Annotated in this window: 15 protein-coding genes; 2 read left to right on the top strand and 13 right to left on the bottom strand. The window is 69.9% G+C overall.

Translation table 11 applies throughout. The features are described 5' to 3' along the window. Positions 1 to 7 precede the first annotated feature (7 nt). Positions 8 to 625: a TetR/AcrR family transcriptional regulator gene (locus AB0L53_RS25285; protein ID WP_363998284.1), complete on the top strand. Its 618-nt coding sequence runs from the start codon at positions 8 to 10 to the stop codon at positions 623 to 625. A gap of 41 nt (positions 626 to 666) precedes the next feature. Here the strand turns inward: AB0L53_RS25285 and AB0L53_RS25280 are convergent, their stop codons facing one another. The 5 genes from AB0L53_RS25280 to AB0L53_RS25260 form a co-directional block, all read right to left on the bottom strand. Next, complete coding sequence (locus AB0L53_RS25280; protein ID WP_358551360.1) at positions 667 to 933, bottom strand: hypothetical protein; 267 nt, start codon at positions 931 to 933, stop codon at positions 667 to 669. A gap of 70 nt (positions 934 to 1,003) precedes the next feature. Next, the gene (locus tag AB0L53_RS25275; protein ID WP_363998280.1) at positions 1,004 to 1,855 is read right to left on the bottom strand and encodes a helix-turn-helix transcriptional regulator; all 852 of its coding nucleotides are present in this window, start codon (positions 1,853 to 1,855) and stop codon (positions 1,004 to 1,006) included. Between the two features lie 56 nt (positions 1,856 to 1,911). Next, entirely contained in the window at positions 1,912 to 2,172 is a 261-nt protein-coding gene (locus AB0L53_RS25270) for a hypothetical protein (protein ID WP_363998277.1), read from the bottom strand. 88 nt (positions 2,173 to 2,260) lie between these two features. After that, on the bottom strand, positions 2,261 to 3,271 hold the full coding sequence (locus AB0L53_RS25265) for a phosphotransferase family protein (RefSeq protein WP_363998274.1): 1,011 nt from the start codon (positions 3,269 to 3,271) through the stop codon (positions 2,261 to 2,263). Positions 3,272 to 3,327: 56 nt separating this feature from the next. Beyond that, a complete protein-coding gene (locus AB0L53_RS25260) occupies positions 3,328 to 4,134 on the bottom strand; it encodes a GNAT family N-acetyltransferase (protein WP_363998271.1) in 807 nt (268 codons plus the stop codon). A 65-nt stretch (positions 4,135 to 4,199) separates the two neighbouring features. Here AB0L53_RS25260 and AB0L53_RS25255 point away from each other — a divergent pair, with 65 nt between their 5' ends. Continuing rightward, a complete protein-coding gene (locus AB0L53_RS25255; RefSeq protein WP_363998268.1) occupies positions 4,200 to 5,087 on the top strand; it encodes an ROK family protein in 888 nt (295 codons plus the stop codon). On the opposite strand, the gene AB0L53_RS25250 is transcribed toward AB0L53_RS25255, so the two are convergent. The 8 genes from AB0L53_RS25250 to AB0L53_RS25215 all read right to left on the bottom strand — a co-directional run bounded on the left by AB0L53_RS25250 (position 5,077) and on the right by AB0L53_RS25215 (position 15,332). Then, positions 5,077 to 6,204, bottom strand: coding sequence for a methyltransferase domain-containing protein (locus AB0L53_RS25250; RefSeq protein WP_363998265.1), 1,128 nt, complete (start codon positions 6,202 to 6,204; stop codon positions 5,077 to 5,079). The genes AB0L53_RS25255 and AB0L53_RS25250 overlap by 11 nt on opposite strands. Continuing rightward, positions 6,201 to 6,350, bottom strand: coding sequence for a hypothetical protein (locus AB0L53_RS25245; protein WP_357951012.1), 150 nt, complete (start codon positions 6,348 to 6,350; stop codon positions 6,201 to 6,203). The genes AB0L53_RS25250 and AB0L53_RS25245 overlap by 4 nt, the downstream gene beginning before the upstream one ends. A 93-nt stretch (positions 6,351 to 6,443) precedes the next feature. Further along, entirely contained in the window at positions 6,444 to 8,126 is a 1,683-nt protein-coding gene (locus AB0L53_RS25240; RefSeq protein ID WP_363998262.1) for an acyclic terpene utilization AtuA family protein, read from the bottom strand. Further along, a complete protein-coding gene (locus tag AB0L53_RS25235) occupies positions 8,123 to 8,905 on the bottom strand; it encodes an enoyl-CoA hydratase-related protein (protein ID WP_363998259.1) in 783 nt (260 codons plus the stop codon). Before AB0L53_RS25235 ends, AB0L53_RS25240 begins: the two co-directional genes overlap by 4 nt. After that, entirely contained in the window at positions 8,902 to 10,755 is a 1,854-nt protein-coding gene (locus tag AB0L53_RS25230; protein WP_363998256.1) for a biotin carboxylase N-terminal domain-containing protein, read from the bottom strand. The genes AB0L53_RS25235 and AB0L53_RS25230 overlap by 4 nt, the downstream gene beginning before the upstream one ends. Beyond that, a complete protein-coding gene (locus AB0L53_RS25225) occupies positions 10,752 to 12,284 on the bottom strand; it encodes a carboxyl transferase domain-containing protein (protein ID WP_363998526.1) in 1,533 nt (510 codons plus the stop codon). The genes AB0L53_RS25230 and AB0L53_RS25225 overlap by 4 nt, the downstream gene beginning before the upstream one ends. A gap of 53 nt (positions 12,285 to 12,337) precedes the next feature. Beyond that, the gene (locus AB0L53_RS25220) at positions 12,338 to 12,970 is read right to left on the bottom strand and encodes a TetR/AcrR family transcriptional regulator (protein WP_358551378.1); all 633 of its coding nucleotides are present in this window, start codon (positions 12,968 to 12,970) and stop codon (positions 12,338 to 12,340) included. Positions 12,971 to 13,064: 94 nt separating this feature from the next. After that, positions 13,065 to 15,332, bottom strand: a complete 2,268-nt coding sequence (locus AB0L53_RS25215; RefSeq protein ID WP_363998251.1) for a protein kinase — start codon at positions 15,330 to 15,332, stop codon at positions 13,065 to 13,067. Positions 15,333 to 15,451 lie beyond the last annotated feature (119 nt).

The raw sequence follows: 15,451 nt of genomic DNA, 5'->3' as shown, positions 1-15,451 counted from the left end.
TGACCCGGTGCGGAGTACGAACCGGGCCGAACAGGCAGACCAGCGCAGGGCCGAGCTCCTGGAGGCCACCCGCAAGGTGGTCCTGGAGCGCGGCCTGGCCCACACTCGGATCGCCGACATCGCCAAGTCGGTGAACGTCAGCGGCGGCCTCATCCACTATCACTTCGCCACCAAGGACGAGCTGATCACCGCCATGCTGCGGGCCACCCTCGACATCGAGGGCGCCCGCCTGGGGGAGCTGGCGGCCGGCCCCGGCACTGCGGTCGAGCGCCTGGACCGGGTTCTCCGCTATTACATCCCGGAGTCCCGTTCTGACCAGAGCTGGCTGCTGTGGATCGACGCCTGGAACACCGCCCTCCGCGAGCCGGCGGTCAGCGAGATCATGCTGGAGCTCGAATCGGCGTGGCTGGGGGCCCTCACTCAGGTCCTCGCGGACGGTACGGAGTCGGGCGAGTTCAGCTGCGAAGACCCGGCGGCCTCCGCTGAGCGCATCGACGCCATGCTGGACGGCCTGGTCATCCGCTACACCCTCCATCCGGCGGTCCTGACCCGCTCCCGCCTGCTGGACCACGCGCACACGGCGGCGGCCAGAGAGGCCGGCATAGAGCCATCGGCCTTCGAATAACCTTCCGGAAGGCGCTTTCCCAGCCGGGCTAAAAAAAGGGCCTAGGCCGGCAGCGCGGCCAGGAGGAAGGCCAGCCGGGCGGCCGCGCCCTCGACGTCATCCGTCGTGCCGAGCCGATAGCCCCACGAGGTGAGGAAACTCCCGCCCTCGGAAAGGGTGACGGTTTCGGCGAGGTTGGCGGAGAAGCGGTTACGCACGGACACGTAAGCGGGGTCGCTGGAAAGAGCGAGGTTCAGAATCGCCAGGTCGGCGTGTCGTCTCGCATACCAAGCAAACCGCTCGAGGCTGAGCGCGGTGTCAAGCATCATGCATCACCTCCGCAACGTTCTCGCGACAGAATTGCACGATCTTGTGGTGGGAGGCAAGCAATTGCGATGGTTAATGTGAGGATTGTTTCCGGTAGTCGTTAAGAATGCCGATGATGACGTCCCGGCCCGCCTCGTCGAACTCCGCGCACTTCGCGTAGTCCTCGAAGGCCCGCACGTAGAAGGCGATGTCGTCGGGGTCGCGCAGCACCAGGTCCTTGGTCATGGTGGCCAGGCCGATCATGGCCTCGTTGTAGATCCAGAACCCGTTGATCGGCGAGGAGGGGATCTCGGTGCTGAACGGGATGACCCCGAACTCCACGTTCGGCAGCGTGCTCACCGCCAGCAGCCGGTCGAGCTGGCCGTGCATGACGTCGAGCGGGGCGATCCGGGTGCGCAGCGCCGACTCCGTCACGACGAACCTGAACGTGCGGCTCCGGTCATAGAGGATCTCCTGGCGCTGCATCCGTACGCGAACCGCCGCGTCGATCTGGTCGGCGGCGCTGTAGAGGCGCTTGACCTTACGGAAGACGTGCCTGGCGTACTCGGAGGTCTGCAGCAGCCCGATGACGATCGCCGGCTCGAACACCCTGAAGAGCTTGGTGCGTGCCTCCAGATCGCGGATGTCCTCCTGGAGCGCGGCCAGGCCGCTGCGGTGCCGCTGCTTCCAGTCGTCGTGCCGCTCCAGCAGTGCGATGGACTGCCGGATCAGGTCGTCGGCCGTCTCCGAAGGCGCGTGTACGGCAGCCGCCCAGACGACCACGTCGTCCTCTGTGGCGGTCTGCCGGGCGTTCTCCAGGCGTGACACCTTCGACGGCTGCCACCGGAGCCTCTCGGCCAGTTCTTTGCCCGAAAGGTGGGCGGCCTCGCGCAACTGGCGGAGCTGGCTGCCGAGGTCGACGCGCGCCTGCTGAAACGACGTCACCGCATGAGGCTAGACCGGTTTGCGTGGATCATGCCAGACCCGGTCTGCAATTGTGATCAATCGGTCGCTGGGGGTGTCCCGTCCCTGCTCGGGAAAGCGGTTACCGGATTTTCGGCCAGGACTCGGCGGGCTATTTCGGTAATGAGCTCGCGGGGTACCTCCACTGCCGTCTCGCCATCGAGGATGTCGCGAAGGTCCGCGAGTGCTTCTTTGTCGGTGAGTTCGAGACCCTGAACGACGATCGTGCCCCGATCGGTCTCGTACAGGGTGGGGCAGGCGCCCGCCTCCGAGGTGGAGCCGAGGAACCGCATCCGCATATCTATCCTTCCCCGAGCATCAACTGCAATTGCGCGCAATTGTATGACTCAGGCGGACATAAGTGATCGTTTTGGGAAAAATCGGTATTTAGAGCAGCCCTCCCATGAACTCCTGGGCCCTCGCGAACAGGGCCAGCGTGGTGGCGTGCAGCCGATCCCCGATGTCCTTGGGGGCCCGGCCCGCGCAGGCCCTGGCATGCGTGCCCTCCAGCACGATGCCCAGCTTGAAGCAGGCCAGCACGGCGTACCAGTCGATGGCCGACAGGTCGCGCTCGGACAGCGCCGCGTAGTAGGCGACGAGCTCTCCCGGCGGTGGCAGGCCCGGGACGTGCTCGTTGTTCGATGGCCAGGTGGCCAGCAGCCAGCCCAGGTCGAGCAGCGGGTCGCCGATGGTGGACATCTCCCAGTCGACGATCGCCGCCACCCGGGGGCCGTCGTGGGCGAACATCAGGTTCGCGAAGTGGTAGTCGCCGTGCATGACCCCCGGCGTGAACGTCGCGGGCCGGTGCCGCTCCAGCCACTCGGCCGTCTCGGCGAGACGCGGGATGTCAGGTCCAGGGTAGCCGTCGAGCCGGCCGTAGGAGTCGAGCTCCTTGAGCCAGCGCGGCACCTGCCGTTCGAGGAACCCCTCAGGCCGGCCGAAGCCGGGCAGCGCGGCGGGATCGACGCGTCCCAGCTCGGCCAGCGCGCCCGCCGCCTCCAACCCCATCCGGTGCCGGATCGCCGGGTCGGAGGCGTGCGGCTCGGGCAATCCGTTCGACGGGTTGACGCCGTCGACCGGCTCCATCAGGTAGTAGACCGGCTCGTCCGCCGTCTGCGCGGCCACCAGCCTCGGCGCGGGCACCGGGGTGTCGCGCAGCGCCGCGAGCACCCGCGCCTCCCGGCGCAGCACCTCGTTGCTCTGCTGCCGCGCGTGCAGGGGAGGTCTGCGCAGGATGTACGGGATGCCGCCGCGTTCGAAGCGGACCATCACGTTCTGCGTGCCGCCGAGGACCGGGACGGCGTCGCCGATGTCGCCGCCGGGCAGGCCCTGGGCGTCCATCCAGGCGCCGAGCGCGCCGAAGTCGATGGCGCCGACGTCGATGTGGGTGGAGGTCATCGCCGCCCTTTAGTAGAATGAAGTTCTAGTACCTTATGAGAGGCACGTTCAGCCGGTCAACCGAGCGCCTGCATGTACGGCAGGAACTGGCGGGCCCGGTCACCAGGAAGCTCGCCGCCCAGCACCATGAGCGACACCGGCCACGGGTTGCCGATGCCGTGCTCACCCGCCCACCTGACCAGGTCATCCTTGGCCAGATCGAGGTCCAGTCGCACGACGCCGCCCACGTCCAGGGCCAGGTCGCCGATCAGCGCCTCGGCGGTCGCCTGGTCGCGCGCCACGACAGGGCCGATGACCACGTTGCCGTCGTTGCGCCACGCCTGCCCGAACCCGCCTTCGGCGACCCGCACCTGCTCCCCGAACTCGAACATGCGGCGCAGCAGCGCCGACCTGTCCGTGCCGAACACCTCCGCGTCCAGCGCCAGGATCGCGCCGAGATCCTCCTGCGTGGCGGGCCGGGTCCGGCCGGAACGCTCGCCCTGGAAGACACCGGTGTGCGCGGCGACCCTGCCGACGGTACGGAAACCGAGCCGCTCGTAGAGCGGGCGCCCGTTCTCGGTCGCGTGCAGCCAGACGACACGGTCTCCCGCCTGCCGCAGCACATGCTCCATCAGCTTGCCGGCCAATCCCTGCCTGCCGTACCTGGAGGCGGTGAGGACCATGCTGATCACGGCGTGGTCGTGGCCGTAGCGGGTCAGGATGTTCGTCGCGGCGAGGCCGTCGCCATCGGGCGCGTCGATCCCGTACACCTCGCCGACCTCGAACAGCAGCCCCCACTTGTGCCGCTCAGGCGGCCACTCGCGGTCCTGGGCCAGCCGGGTGCAGGCGTCGAGGTCGGCTCGGGACAGTAGGCGCGGGTTCATGCCGCACAGCCTTCCTGGTCCCCGGCCGCTCGTTCAAACGATTTACTAGGCGGGTGGAATGCGTGGTGGCGGTCGATGTGGGTGGGACGACGCTGAAGGGCGGCCTCGTCGGCCGCGACGGCACGCCGCTGTACGTGGAGCGCCGGGCCACGCCGCGCGCCGAGGGCCCCGAACGGGTGATCGCCGCGATCTCGGCGTTCGTCACAGACCTGTCCCGCCGCCGCACGTCCGGCGGTCTGGAGCCCGTCGCCGTGGGGCTGGCCGTGCCGGGGCTGGTGACGGCGACGCACGCGGTGTTCTCCGCCGCGATCGGCTGGCGCGACGTGCCCGTCGAGGCGTTCACCGAGGTCGACCTGCCGGTCGCGCTCGGCCACGACGTCCGCTCGGCGGGGGAGGCAGAACTGGCGTACGGCGGCGGGTCGGGGGACGTGCTGTACCTCCCCATCGGCACCGGGATAGCGGGCGCGGTGGTTCTGTCCGGCAGCCTGTACGGCGGAGCCACCGGCTGGGCCGGCCAGATCGGCCACATCCCGGTACGGCCCGACGGCCTCCCCTGCGCCTGTGGCCAGCACGGTTGCCTGGCGGCGTACGCCTCGGCCTCGGCGATCGCGGCCCGCTGCGGTGAGAGCTCCGCCGCTGACGTGGTCGCCCGCGTGCTGGCGGGCGACGCTGCGGCCGTGGCGGTCTGGAACGAGGCGGTGGAGGCGCTGTCCCTGGCCCTGGCCACGTACACGCTGCTGCTCGACCCGGCCCTGGTCGTCATCGGCGGCGGCCTCTCGCTGGCGGGCGACACCCTGATCGCGCCTCTCCGCGACCGGCTGGCGGCCCTGCTCACCTTCCGTCGTCCACCGGCTCTGCGCGTTTCGGCCCTCGGCGTCCACGCGGGTCTCCTGGGCGCGGGCCTCCTGGGCTGGCGCGCCCAGGAGGCCCACTGGCAGCCGATCAGCCGATGACACGCTCCGGCGTGTCCAGCCAGATGTACTGGCCCTCGGGGGTGACCGTCATGCCGAACCGGTCACGGTCGGGCTCGCCCCAGCTCACCCACCGGTAGTAGGCGTCCACGGCCTCCTGCCAGACGTCCCGGTCGCCGATCTGGAAGACCTCGTAGACGTCCCGCTTCGGCTCCCAGGTCGCCGCCGCCCACCGGTCGCTGTCGCCGATGACCCACATGCGATAGAAGTCAGCCTCGCGATAGGTGCGAGATTGCAGGCCGGTCAGCGTCGAGATCGCCAGGTCGGCTCCGGCCGGGGCGTAGGCGAGGGTGCGCGGGTCGATCCTGGTGGTGGACAGTTGCGCCTGGTCGGGGTCGAAGTCGCCGATGTCGGTGCTCCGCTGGGAGCGCATCATCATGTACGAGGCGAAGCCGGGGAAGCGGCCGATCGCCGTGCCGTCCGGCCTGACCACGAGCCGCAGCGCATTGTTGAGGCCGAAGCCGGGACAGTATGGGGCGACGATCACCGCGCCGGGCCGGGACTGTGCTATCCAGGCGTAGGGCACGGTGTGGATGCCGCACGTGACATGCACCCGATCGAAGGGGGCATGGCCGGGGAAGCCGTACGCGCCATCGCCGACGAGAAGATGCGGCTGTACTCCGGCGGCGACGAGGTTCTTGGCCGCCTGCTCGGCGTTAGCCCTGTCGATCTCGATCGAGGTGACGTTGGTCGCGCCGGCCACGTGAGAGAGCAGAGCGGCGGTCCAGCCCGTGCCGGTGCCCACCTCAAGCACCCGATGGCCGGGTTCGGGGTCCAGCCATTGGAGCAGGTCGGCTACGGTGCTGGGCGCGGAATTGGACGAGGTGGAGCCTCTGGCGCCGAGCTGGATCTCGGTGGCACCGTCATCGAGCTGGGTGACGAGCACACTGTCGGAGTAGACCACCTCCCACCAGGTATCGGGGTCGGCGTCGCGGTCGATGATGCTCTCACGCTCCTCCAGCCCGACGAACGCCTGCGCGATCGACGGGATGAACAGGTGACGGGGAACGGCTCGCAGCGCGCTGAGCACCCACTTGCTGCGTGGGGAAACGGCCATGATCTCGTCGAGCATCCGCTCGATTCGGCCGGGGGCGTTCACTTCTTGTCCCCGTTGTCTTTGTTGTCCTTGTTGTCGCCCTTACCGCCGCTGTGCTTGCCGTTTCCGCCGCACAAGGTGTCTTCGTCCTTGGCCTTGGGGGCAATGTACGGCTTGTACTTCTTGGGGTCGCCTTCGTGCTTACCCATGACGATCTCCGTCGCCTAGTTAGCGACTCCGCATAGTCATCCCGCCGGTAACAATAAGACTACGGACTGTGATCAGGCAAGTGGATTCCGCTATCAGGCCAGCAGCATCGCCGGCACGTCGACCGGCTGGGCGCGTAGCTGCTCGCCAAGGGCCTTGGCCTGGGGATCCATACGAGGACTGGCCGCCACACCCCTGCCCAGCAGGCCGTGGACGACGAAGTTGAGCGCGTGGAGGTTCGGGAGCTCATAGCGGGTGATCCGGTGGGCCGCCAGGTCGGGGAGCAGCTCCTTGAGGCGGTCCGTCGTCAGGTACGCCGCCAGCCAGTCGTACCGCTCCGCCGTGTCGACCCAGACCCCCAGGTTGGCGTTGCCGCCCTTGTCCCCCGAGCGGGCACCCGCCAGGCGGCCCAGCGGGAGGCGGACGGTGGGCTGGTCCGTCGAAAGCCGCGACGGGGGGCGCCGTACAGCGTCCGGCGCCGAGTCGGCCGCTGCCGAGACGCCCACGGGCACGGGAACCTCCTCGCCGTCCAGAAAGACCCGGGCCCGCACCTCCTTAGCCGGTACCAGCACCGGCCAGTACACCCCGTACGGCGACGCGTTGCCCGGCGGGGTGAGGCCGTAGAAACCGGGGTAACCGGCCAGCCCCGTCTCCACCACGGCCGAGGAGAAGGCGCGGCCGGCCCGGCGCTGGTCGGCGTCCATGACCGTGATCCGCAGCAGCCCCCCGTCCGCGAGCGTGACGTCCACCGAGTCGAACGACTCCTTCGGCACCCTGGCCCAGATCGCCTCCTCCGCCGCGCGGGCCTTGGCCTCGATGTCCAGGCCCGTCAGGACCAGCGTCATCGTGTTGCGGTATCCGGCCAGGTAGTTGACCGCGACCTTGAGCGTGCCGGGCGGCGGCTCGCCGCGTACGCCGGAGACGCGGACCCGGTCGGGGCCGTCGTCCGACAGCGTGATGGTGTCGAAGCGGGCCACCACGTCGGGCCCGAGGTAGCGGGGACCGGAGATCTCGTAGACCAGCTGCGCCGTCACCGTGCCGATCGAGACCAGGCCGCCGGTCCCCGGGTGCTTGGTGATCACGGAGGAGCCGTCGGCGTGCAGTTCGGCGATGGGGAAGCCGCAGTGCGCCAGATCCGGTACGTCCTGGAAGAACGCGTAGTTGCCGCCCGTGGCCTGGCAGCCGCATTCGATGATGTGGCCCGCGACCACCGAGCCCGCCAGCGGATCGAAGTCGTCCGGTCCCCAGCCGTACCGCCAGATGCCGGGGCCCGTCACCAGGGCGGCGTCCGTGACGCGGCCGGTCACCACGACGTCGGCGCCGGCCGACAGGGCCGCCGCGATCGGGCGGCCGCCCAGGTAGGCGTTGGCGGTCAGGGGCGTCGCGGCGAGCTGCTCGCCGGTGTCGGCGTTGGTCAGGTCCAGGTCGCGGCCGGTGAGGTCGTCGCCGGTGACGTGGGCGACCCTGGGGGAGAGGCCGAGGCGGGCGGCGAGTTCGTGTACGGCGGCGGCGCACCCGGCCGGGTCCAGTCCGCCGGCATTGGTCACGATTTTTATGCCTTTATCGAGGCAAGTGCCGAGGACCTCTTCGAGCTGGGTCAGGAACGTCGGCGCGTAGCCGGGGCGGCCCTTGAGGCGGTTGCCGGCCAGGATGAGCATGGTCAGCTCCGCCAGCCAGTCACCCGTGAGCACGTCGATCGGCCCGCCCTCGACCATCTCCCGCGCGGCCGACAGCCGGTCACCGTAGAAGCCGCTGCAGTTGGCGATACGCAGTGTCATGAAGAAGGAACCCATTTGGCCGGGCGCTTGCCCATGAAGGCCGCGATGCCCTCCTGACCCTCCTCGGAGGTGAAGCGCTGGGCGGACAGCGCGGTCATCTGCCGCAGCCCTTCCTCGAACGACACCTGTGGCAGCTCCCTGACCAGCCGTTTCGTGATGGCCAGCGCCTCAGGGCCGCCCTTGAGCAGCATCCCGGCGTAGTGCCGCACGGTCGCGTCGAGCTCCTCGGCGGGTACGGCCCGCGTCAGCAGCCCGATCTCCACCGCCCTGGCCGCGTCGAACACCTCGCCGGTCAGGAAGTACTCGGCCGCCGCCCGGGGATCGAGCCTGCGCAGGACCGGCACGGAGATCATCGCGGGCACGACGCCGAGCCGTACCTCCGTGAACGCGAAGGAGGCCGTCTCCGGCGCGATCGCGAAGTCGCACGCGGCCACCAGGCCGAGCCCGCCCGCGCGGGCCGTGCCGTTCAGGCGGCAGATGACCGGCTTCGGGCTCTCCCAGATCAACGAGAGGATCTCCGGGAACGACGCCGTCACCGGCGCGTCGCCGACCCCGGAAGCGGGCTCGACGCGCTGCTCCTTCAGGTCGGCGCCCGAGCAGAACACCGGGCCCGCGCCGGTCAGCACGATCACCCGGACGTCCGGCTCGGTCAGCGCCCAGTTCAGTCGGCGTTCCAGGTCGCCGAGCAGCCGTACGGACAGCGCGTTCCTGTTGGCCGGCGAGTCCAGCGTGATCGTCGCGATGCCGCCGGCCAGCTCCTTGTGGACCAGGCTCGTCATGAGTTCCCTTCTCGGATGATCGCCAGCATGGCGCCCGCCTCGACCTGCTGCCCCTTCTCGACGTGTACGCCGGAGACGACGCCGTCGGCGGGCGCGGCGATCTGATGCTCCATCTTCATCGCCTCCAGCACCAGCACCGCCTGGCCCTTCGTCACGCGCTCACCCGGCTCGACCTCGACCCGCAGCACGCTACCCGGCATGGGAGCGAGGAGTGAGCCCGGCGCGACCTGCTCGACGGGCTCGGGCAGCCGGGGTACGGGCGTCAGCTCGACGGAACCGCTGGGGGAGTCGACGCAGACCTTCCCGTCGTAGTGGGTGATGTCGAACGTGTGCCGTACGCCGCCGCGTTCCAGGACGATCCTGGACGGGTCCGCATGGACCAGCTCGATGCCGTCGGGAAGCGGGTGGTAGACGACCTCGGCCTCGTCGAAGACGGCGCGCGAGGGCTGCGACCGGACGTTCCGCCAGCCGAAGGGCAGGCTGCGCAGGACCGGCGCGGCGGCCCGGTTGGCGGCGGCCTGGGCCAGGGCGGCGGCCAGCACGGCCAGCTCATCGAGGCGTCTCAGGCCGGGCTCGTGTCCGTCCAGGAACCCGGTGTGCGTGTCCCCGGCCCTGAAGTAACGATTTGTCAGGATGCTAGCCAGTAGATCCAGATTAGTGGTGAGCCCGTGGATTCGAGCGCGTCGGAGCGCGGTCGTCAGCTTCCGTACCGCCTCATCCCGGGATGAGCCATGAGCGATCACCTTGGCGAGCATCGCGTCGTAATGAGCGGAGACGACCGACCCGGCCTCCACCCCCGAATCAACCCGTACGTCCCCGGGGACCTCGAACCGCCGCAAGACGCCGGTCTGCGGAAGATAGTCCCCGTCCTCCGCGTACAGCCGTACCTCTACCGCATGCCCCTGAGGCGGCGGCGGAGAGCCCGGCAGCGCCAGCCCCTCGGCCACCTCGATCTGCAGCCGTACCAGGTCCACTCCGTAGACCAGCTCGGTGACCGGGTGCTCGACCTGGAGCCGGGTGTTCATCTCCAGGAAGGCCACCTGATCGCCTTTGACCAGGAACTCCACGGTCCCGGCCCCGACGTATCCGATGGCCCTGGCCGCCCTGACCGCCGCCTCGCAGAGCTCGTCCCTGACCCGCTGGGTGATGCCGGGCGAGGGGCATTCCTCCACGACCTTCTGGTGCCGTCGCTGGATGCTGCACTCCCGCTCGCCGAGCGCCCACACGGTGCCGTGCCGGTCGGCCAGGATCTGTACCTCTACGTGCCTGGCCCCTTCGAGCAGCGGCTCGACGAACACGGTCCCGTCGCCGAACGCCGACTCGGACTCGCGCCGCGCCGACGCGATCTCCCGCTCCAGCTCGGCGGGGTCGCGCACCACCCGCATACCCCGCCCGCCACCACCGGCGGACGCTTTCACCAGCACGGGGAACTCCGTGACGGCGCCCGTCAGCGACGGCAGCACCGGCACCCCGGCCTCGCCCATCAGCCGCTTGGCCTCGATCTTCGACCCCATGGCCGCGATCGACGCCGGCGACGGGCCCACCCACACCAGTCCGGCATCCAGCACAGCCTGGGCGAAGTCCGCGTTCTCCGACAGGAACCCATATCCCGGGTGCACGGCGTCGGCGCCCGCCGCCTGGCAGGCCGCCACGATCCGCTCGATGTCCAGATATGTCGCCGCAGGTTTGGCGCCGGGTAGCCGTACCGCGTAGTCGGCCTCGGCCACGTGCGGCGACCCGGCGTCGGCGTCGGAGAAGACGGCCACGGTCTCGATGCCGAGCGAGCGGCAGGTACGGAAGACGCGCCGGGCGATCTCGCCCCGGTTCGCGACGAGCAGACGAGTGATCACGGCCGGAACACCCCGAATCCCGCCGCCTCGGGCACCGCGGCACTGTTGATCGCCGACAGGCACAGCCCCAGCACGGTCCTGGTGTCGCGCGGGTCGATCACCCCGTCGTCGTAGAGCCGCCCCGACAGGAAGAACGGCAGTGACTCCGCCTCGATCTGCGCCTCCACCATCGCGCGCATGGCCGCGTCGCCCTCCTCGTCGTACACCTGACCGCGCGCCTCGGCCGACGCCCGCCCGACGATCGACAGCACCCCGGCGAGCTGGGCGGGCCCCATCACCGCCGACTTCGCGCTCGGCCACGCGAACAGGAACCGCGGATCGTAGGCCCGGCCGCACATCCCGTAGTTTCCGGCGCCGTAGGAGGCGCCCATCACCACGGTGAGGTGCGGCACCGTCGAGTTGGACACCGCGTTGATCATCATCGCGCCATGCTTGATGATGCCGCCCTGCTCGTAGTCCTTGCCGACCATGTAACCGGTCGTGTTCTGGAGGAACAGCAACGGAGTGCGCGACTGGTTCGCGAGCTGGATGAGCTGGGTCGCCTTCTGCGATTCCTCACTGAACAGCACGCCGCGCGCGTTGGCCAGGATCCCGACCGGATAGCCGTGCAGCCGCGCCCACCCCGTCACCAGCGAGGCCCCGTACAGCGGCTTGAACTCCTCGAACTCGCTGCCGTCCACGATCCGCGCGATCACCTCGCGCGGATCGAAGGGCACCTTCAGGTCCTGCGGCACGATCCCGAGAAGCTCTTCGACCGGATATCGGGGCTCTTGTACGGCCTGAGGCCGCGTGCCGAGCTTGCGCCAATTGAGCGACCGGACGATCTGCCGCCCGATCCGCAGCGCGTCGTGCTCGTCGAGGGCCAGGTAGTCGGCCAGGCCGCTGGTGCGCGCGTGCATGTCGGCCCCGCCCAGCGACTCGTCGTCGGACTCCTCGCCGGTCGCCATCTTGACCAGCGGCGGCCCGCCGAGGAACACCTTGGCCCGCTCCTTCACCATCACCACGTAGTCGCTCATCCCGGGCACGTAGGCCCCGCCGGCCGTGGAGTTGCCGAACACGAGCGCGATCGTCGGAATCCCCGCCGCCGACATTCGCGTCAGGTCCCGAAATATCCGCCCACCCGGGATGAAGATCTCCTTCTGCGTCGGCAGGTCCGCGCCACCGCTCTCCACCAGATTGACGTACGGCAGGCGGTTGCGCAGGGCGATGTCGGCGGATCTGAGCGACTTCTTGAGCGTCCACGGGTTCGACGCGCCGCCTCTGACCGTGGGATCGTTCGCGGTGATCACGCACTCGACACCCTCGATCACCCCGATCCCGGTGACCATGCTGGCGCCCACCGGGAACTCGCTGCCCCACGCGGCCAGCGGCGACAGCTCCAGGAAGGGGGAGTCGGGATCGATGAGCAGCTCGATCCGCTCGCGGGCCAGCAGCTTGCCCCGTTTCCGGTGCCGCTCCACGTATTTGTCGCCGCCGCCCGCGACCGCCTTGGCCTGCTCGGCGTCGAGCTCTTCCAGCTTGCCCAGCATCGCCGCGCGCCGCTCCTGATGGTCGGCGCCGCTGGGATCGAGCCTGCTCCGGATCACACGCCCTCCTGTTGCCAACTTGACGCCGATGTCAACCCGATGGCCCTGGCCCAGAGCTTGGTGAGCAGCTCCACCGCCGTCCGCTCGTCGGCCCGCTCGCCCAGGTCAAGCCAGACGTGGGCGAAGTGCTCCACCATCCCGCCCAGCATGACGGCCGTCAGCCGGGGATCGAGGGCCGGGTCGGCCAGCCCCTGCTCCTGCAACCGGCGCAGCCCCTCGGCGCCGCGCCGGACGAACACCTCGCGCAGCTCCAGCAGCAGGCCACGCAGGCCCTCCTCGGCGGTGGCGGCCTGTTCGAGCATCCTGACCAGCCGTGAGTTGGCCGCCCAGGCCCGCAGATAGAGCCGGTTGGCCGCCTCGATGCGCGCGTACGGGTCGCCGGGAACGCCGGGACCCACGACGCTCGCCGTGAACATCTCCCCGACAACTGCCGCCGCCACCTCACGGAACAGGGCGTCCTTGGCGTCGAAGTAGGTGTAGAAGGTGCCGTGGGAGACTCCGGCGCGGGCGCACACGTCGTCGATGCGCACCGCCTCGTAGCCGTGCTCGTCGAACGCCTCCCGGCCCGCCCGCACGAGCGCGTCTCTCGTACGCCGTCCTCGGGCGGTCAGCTCGGACTTGACGATCACGTCAACTAGGGTAACCCGCTTGTCCGGCACGCGAAAAGCCCTCCACGACGATCCTTTCCGTCGTGGAGGGCTTGGGTCCTTAAGGCTGGCTCTGTCAGCTGCAGTGGCTCCAGCTGGACTTCCATGACAGGGCTCCCCACGAGCCGCCCCAGATCACGCACTTCTTGACGGCCGCCACTCGCACGGGGCCCGCGTAGGCGGTGAACTTGCCCGGGTTACTGCCGCTGCCGCCCTTCTGGACCTGGAGGATGGCGTTCATCGGGACCTTGCTGGGGAACACATACTTGGACATCGTCACCACGCAGTTCTTGCCGTTGCCGTACAGCAGGAAGATTGTCGCGGAACCGCCCAGCGCGTGGCGGTCGATCACCTTGTAGCCGGAGCCGCACACCGCCGCCGCGCTGAAGGTGTTCGGCTTGGGGCTGACGGTCGGCTTCACTGTCGGCTTCGTCGTCGGCTGGGGATTCGGGTCGTCCGGGTCGTCCACGGTGGGCGAGGTCGTGGGGTCGGGATCCGGTTCCACCATGTTGGTGGGCTTGGCCTTGGTCTTGGTGGGCTCGGGGTCCGACTCCGGCTTGTGCGTCGTCGGCTTCGACGTCTGCGGGACCGTGGGGACGGTGACCGGGACCTGGCTGCTCGGGTCCTGGATCACCTGCTCCTTGGTCTTGGTCTTGGTGGGTTCGGGCTGCTCCACGCTCAGCGTCGGGACCGGCTGCGAGACGACCGGGCTGTCCTCCGTCAGGGGCGGCTCGACGGGCTGTCCGCCCCCGGAGCCGTCGGTGGGGGTGGCCTCGGAGGTGTTGCCGACGGCGACCACCTTCTGGATGCCGCCGCTGTTGGCCTGCACGATCACCGCGCCGCCCACGACCAGCAGGGCCGCCGCGGCCGCGCCGGTCAGAGCGAAGGTCAGGGTACGGCGCTGCTTCGCCGACCCGGCGTCAGCCGCCTGCGGCCCCTGCCCCGGCCCATTCGCACCGGGTCCACTCGCACCGGGCCCACGACCGCCAGGGCCGTTAGGGCCATATGCCGGGCCGCCTGCGCCGAACCCCGGAGCGCCGTTCTGTCCTGGTACGCCCATGGGCTGTCCCGGAGCGCCACCCATGGGCTGACCGGGAGCGCCCGCCCCCTGGGCCATGGGGCCCTGCTGCTGCATCGGACCGCCGGGTGCTCCCTGGCCACCGACGGGCATCCCAGGGCCGGTCGGGGCGTTGCCGTGCGGCATGTTCTGACCGCTCGGTGGGGTGCCCTGAGGCATGCCGGGTGTACCGGCAGCCGAGGGACCTGCCGCCGCCATGGGAGCCGGGGCGCCGCCCTTGGTCGCGCCGGGAAGGCCGAAGTGACCGGTCTGACCGGTCTGACCCATCGGACCCGTCTGGGAGGCGGCGCCGGGCCGCATCCAAGGGCCAGGGTAGGAGTCCTGCGGGTTCCCGCCCGGCTGTGGCCCCGTACCCGCCGGGGCGCCCATGACGGCGCCCGTCTGAATGTCAGGCTGAGGACCGGTGCCCTGGCGGTTCGAGCCCGTGGTCAGCGGGTCCACGGCCGCGGGCGGCGCCGGCTGCCCCGTGAGGTGCACGATCAGCTGGTCCGCGCTGGGCCGCTGCGACGGGTCCTTGGACAGGCACGCCGCCACCAGTTGCCCGAGCGCCCCCTCCATCTCGCCGAGCTCCGGCTCCTCGTTCAGGATCCGGTTCATCACCACGGGGATCGAGTCGGCGCCGAAGGCGGGCTTGCCCGTCGCCGCGAACACCATCGTGACGCCCCAGGCGAACACGTCCGCCGCCTCGGACACGGCCGCCCCGCTGAGCTGCTCGGGCGCGAGGTACGACGGCGTCCCCATGGCCATGCCCGTGGCCGTCGCCCCGGGGGAGTCCAGCGCTCGGGCGATGCCGAAGTCGATCACGACTGGGCCCTCGGGCCCCATGAGGACGTTCGCGGGCTTGAAGTCGCGGTGCAGGATCCCGGCCCGGTGGATGGCCGCCAGCGCGGTCGCCGTACTGATCGCGAGCCGCTCCAGCGCCGCTCCCCGGCGCGGGCCCTCGTTGATCACCAGCTGTCGGAGGGACGGCCCCGGTACGTACTCGCTCACGATGTACGGCCGGCTGCCCTCGAGGTCGGCGTGCAGCACCGGAGCCGTACAGAACCTGGCCACCCGCTGCGCCACCGCGACCTCGCGCAGGAATCTGCTCCTGGCGTCAGCGTCGGCCACCAGCGCGTTGTGCAGCAGCTTTACCGCCGCCTGCTCGCCGGTGTCACTCTGGCCGAGGTACACGACTCCCTGGCCGCCCTCACCAAGCCGGGCGACGAGGTCGTAGGCCCCCAGCCGCCGCGGGTCGTCCGCCGCCAGCGGCTGGTGCTGATTCACGCCGTACCCCCAAGACCATGCATAACAAATCGTCAGATGGTGCGAAACGCTACCAGCGTGACCCTTGGGGCGTTGCCCGGACCCATCAGATGTTTCATCTTTTGACGCCAGATGTCAGC

This window comes from Nonomuraea sp. NPDC052129, from assembly GCF_040680095.1.
In the GTDB taxonomy this organism is placed as follows: domain Bacteria; phylum Actinomycetota; class Actinomycetes; order Streptosporangiales; family Streptosporangiaceae; genus Nonomuraea.
This window is presented reverse-complemented; position numbering and strand designations above follow the sequence as displayed.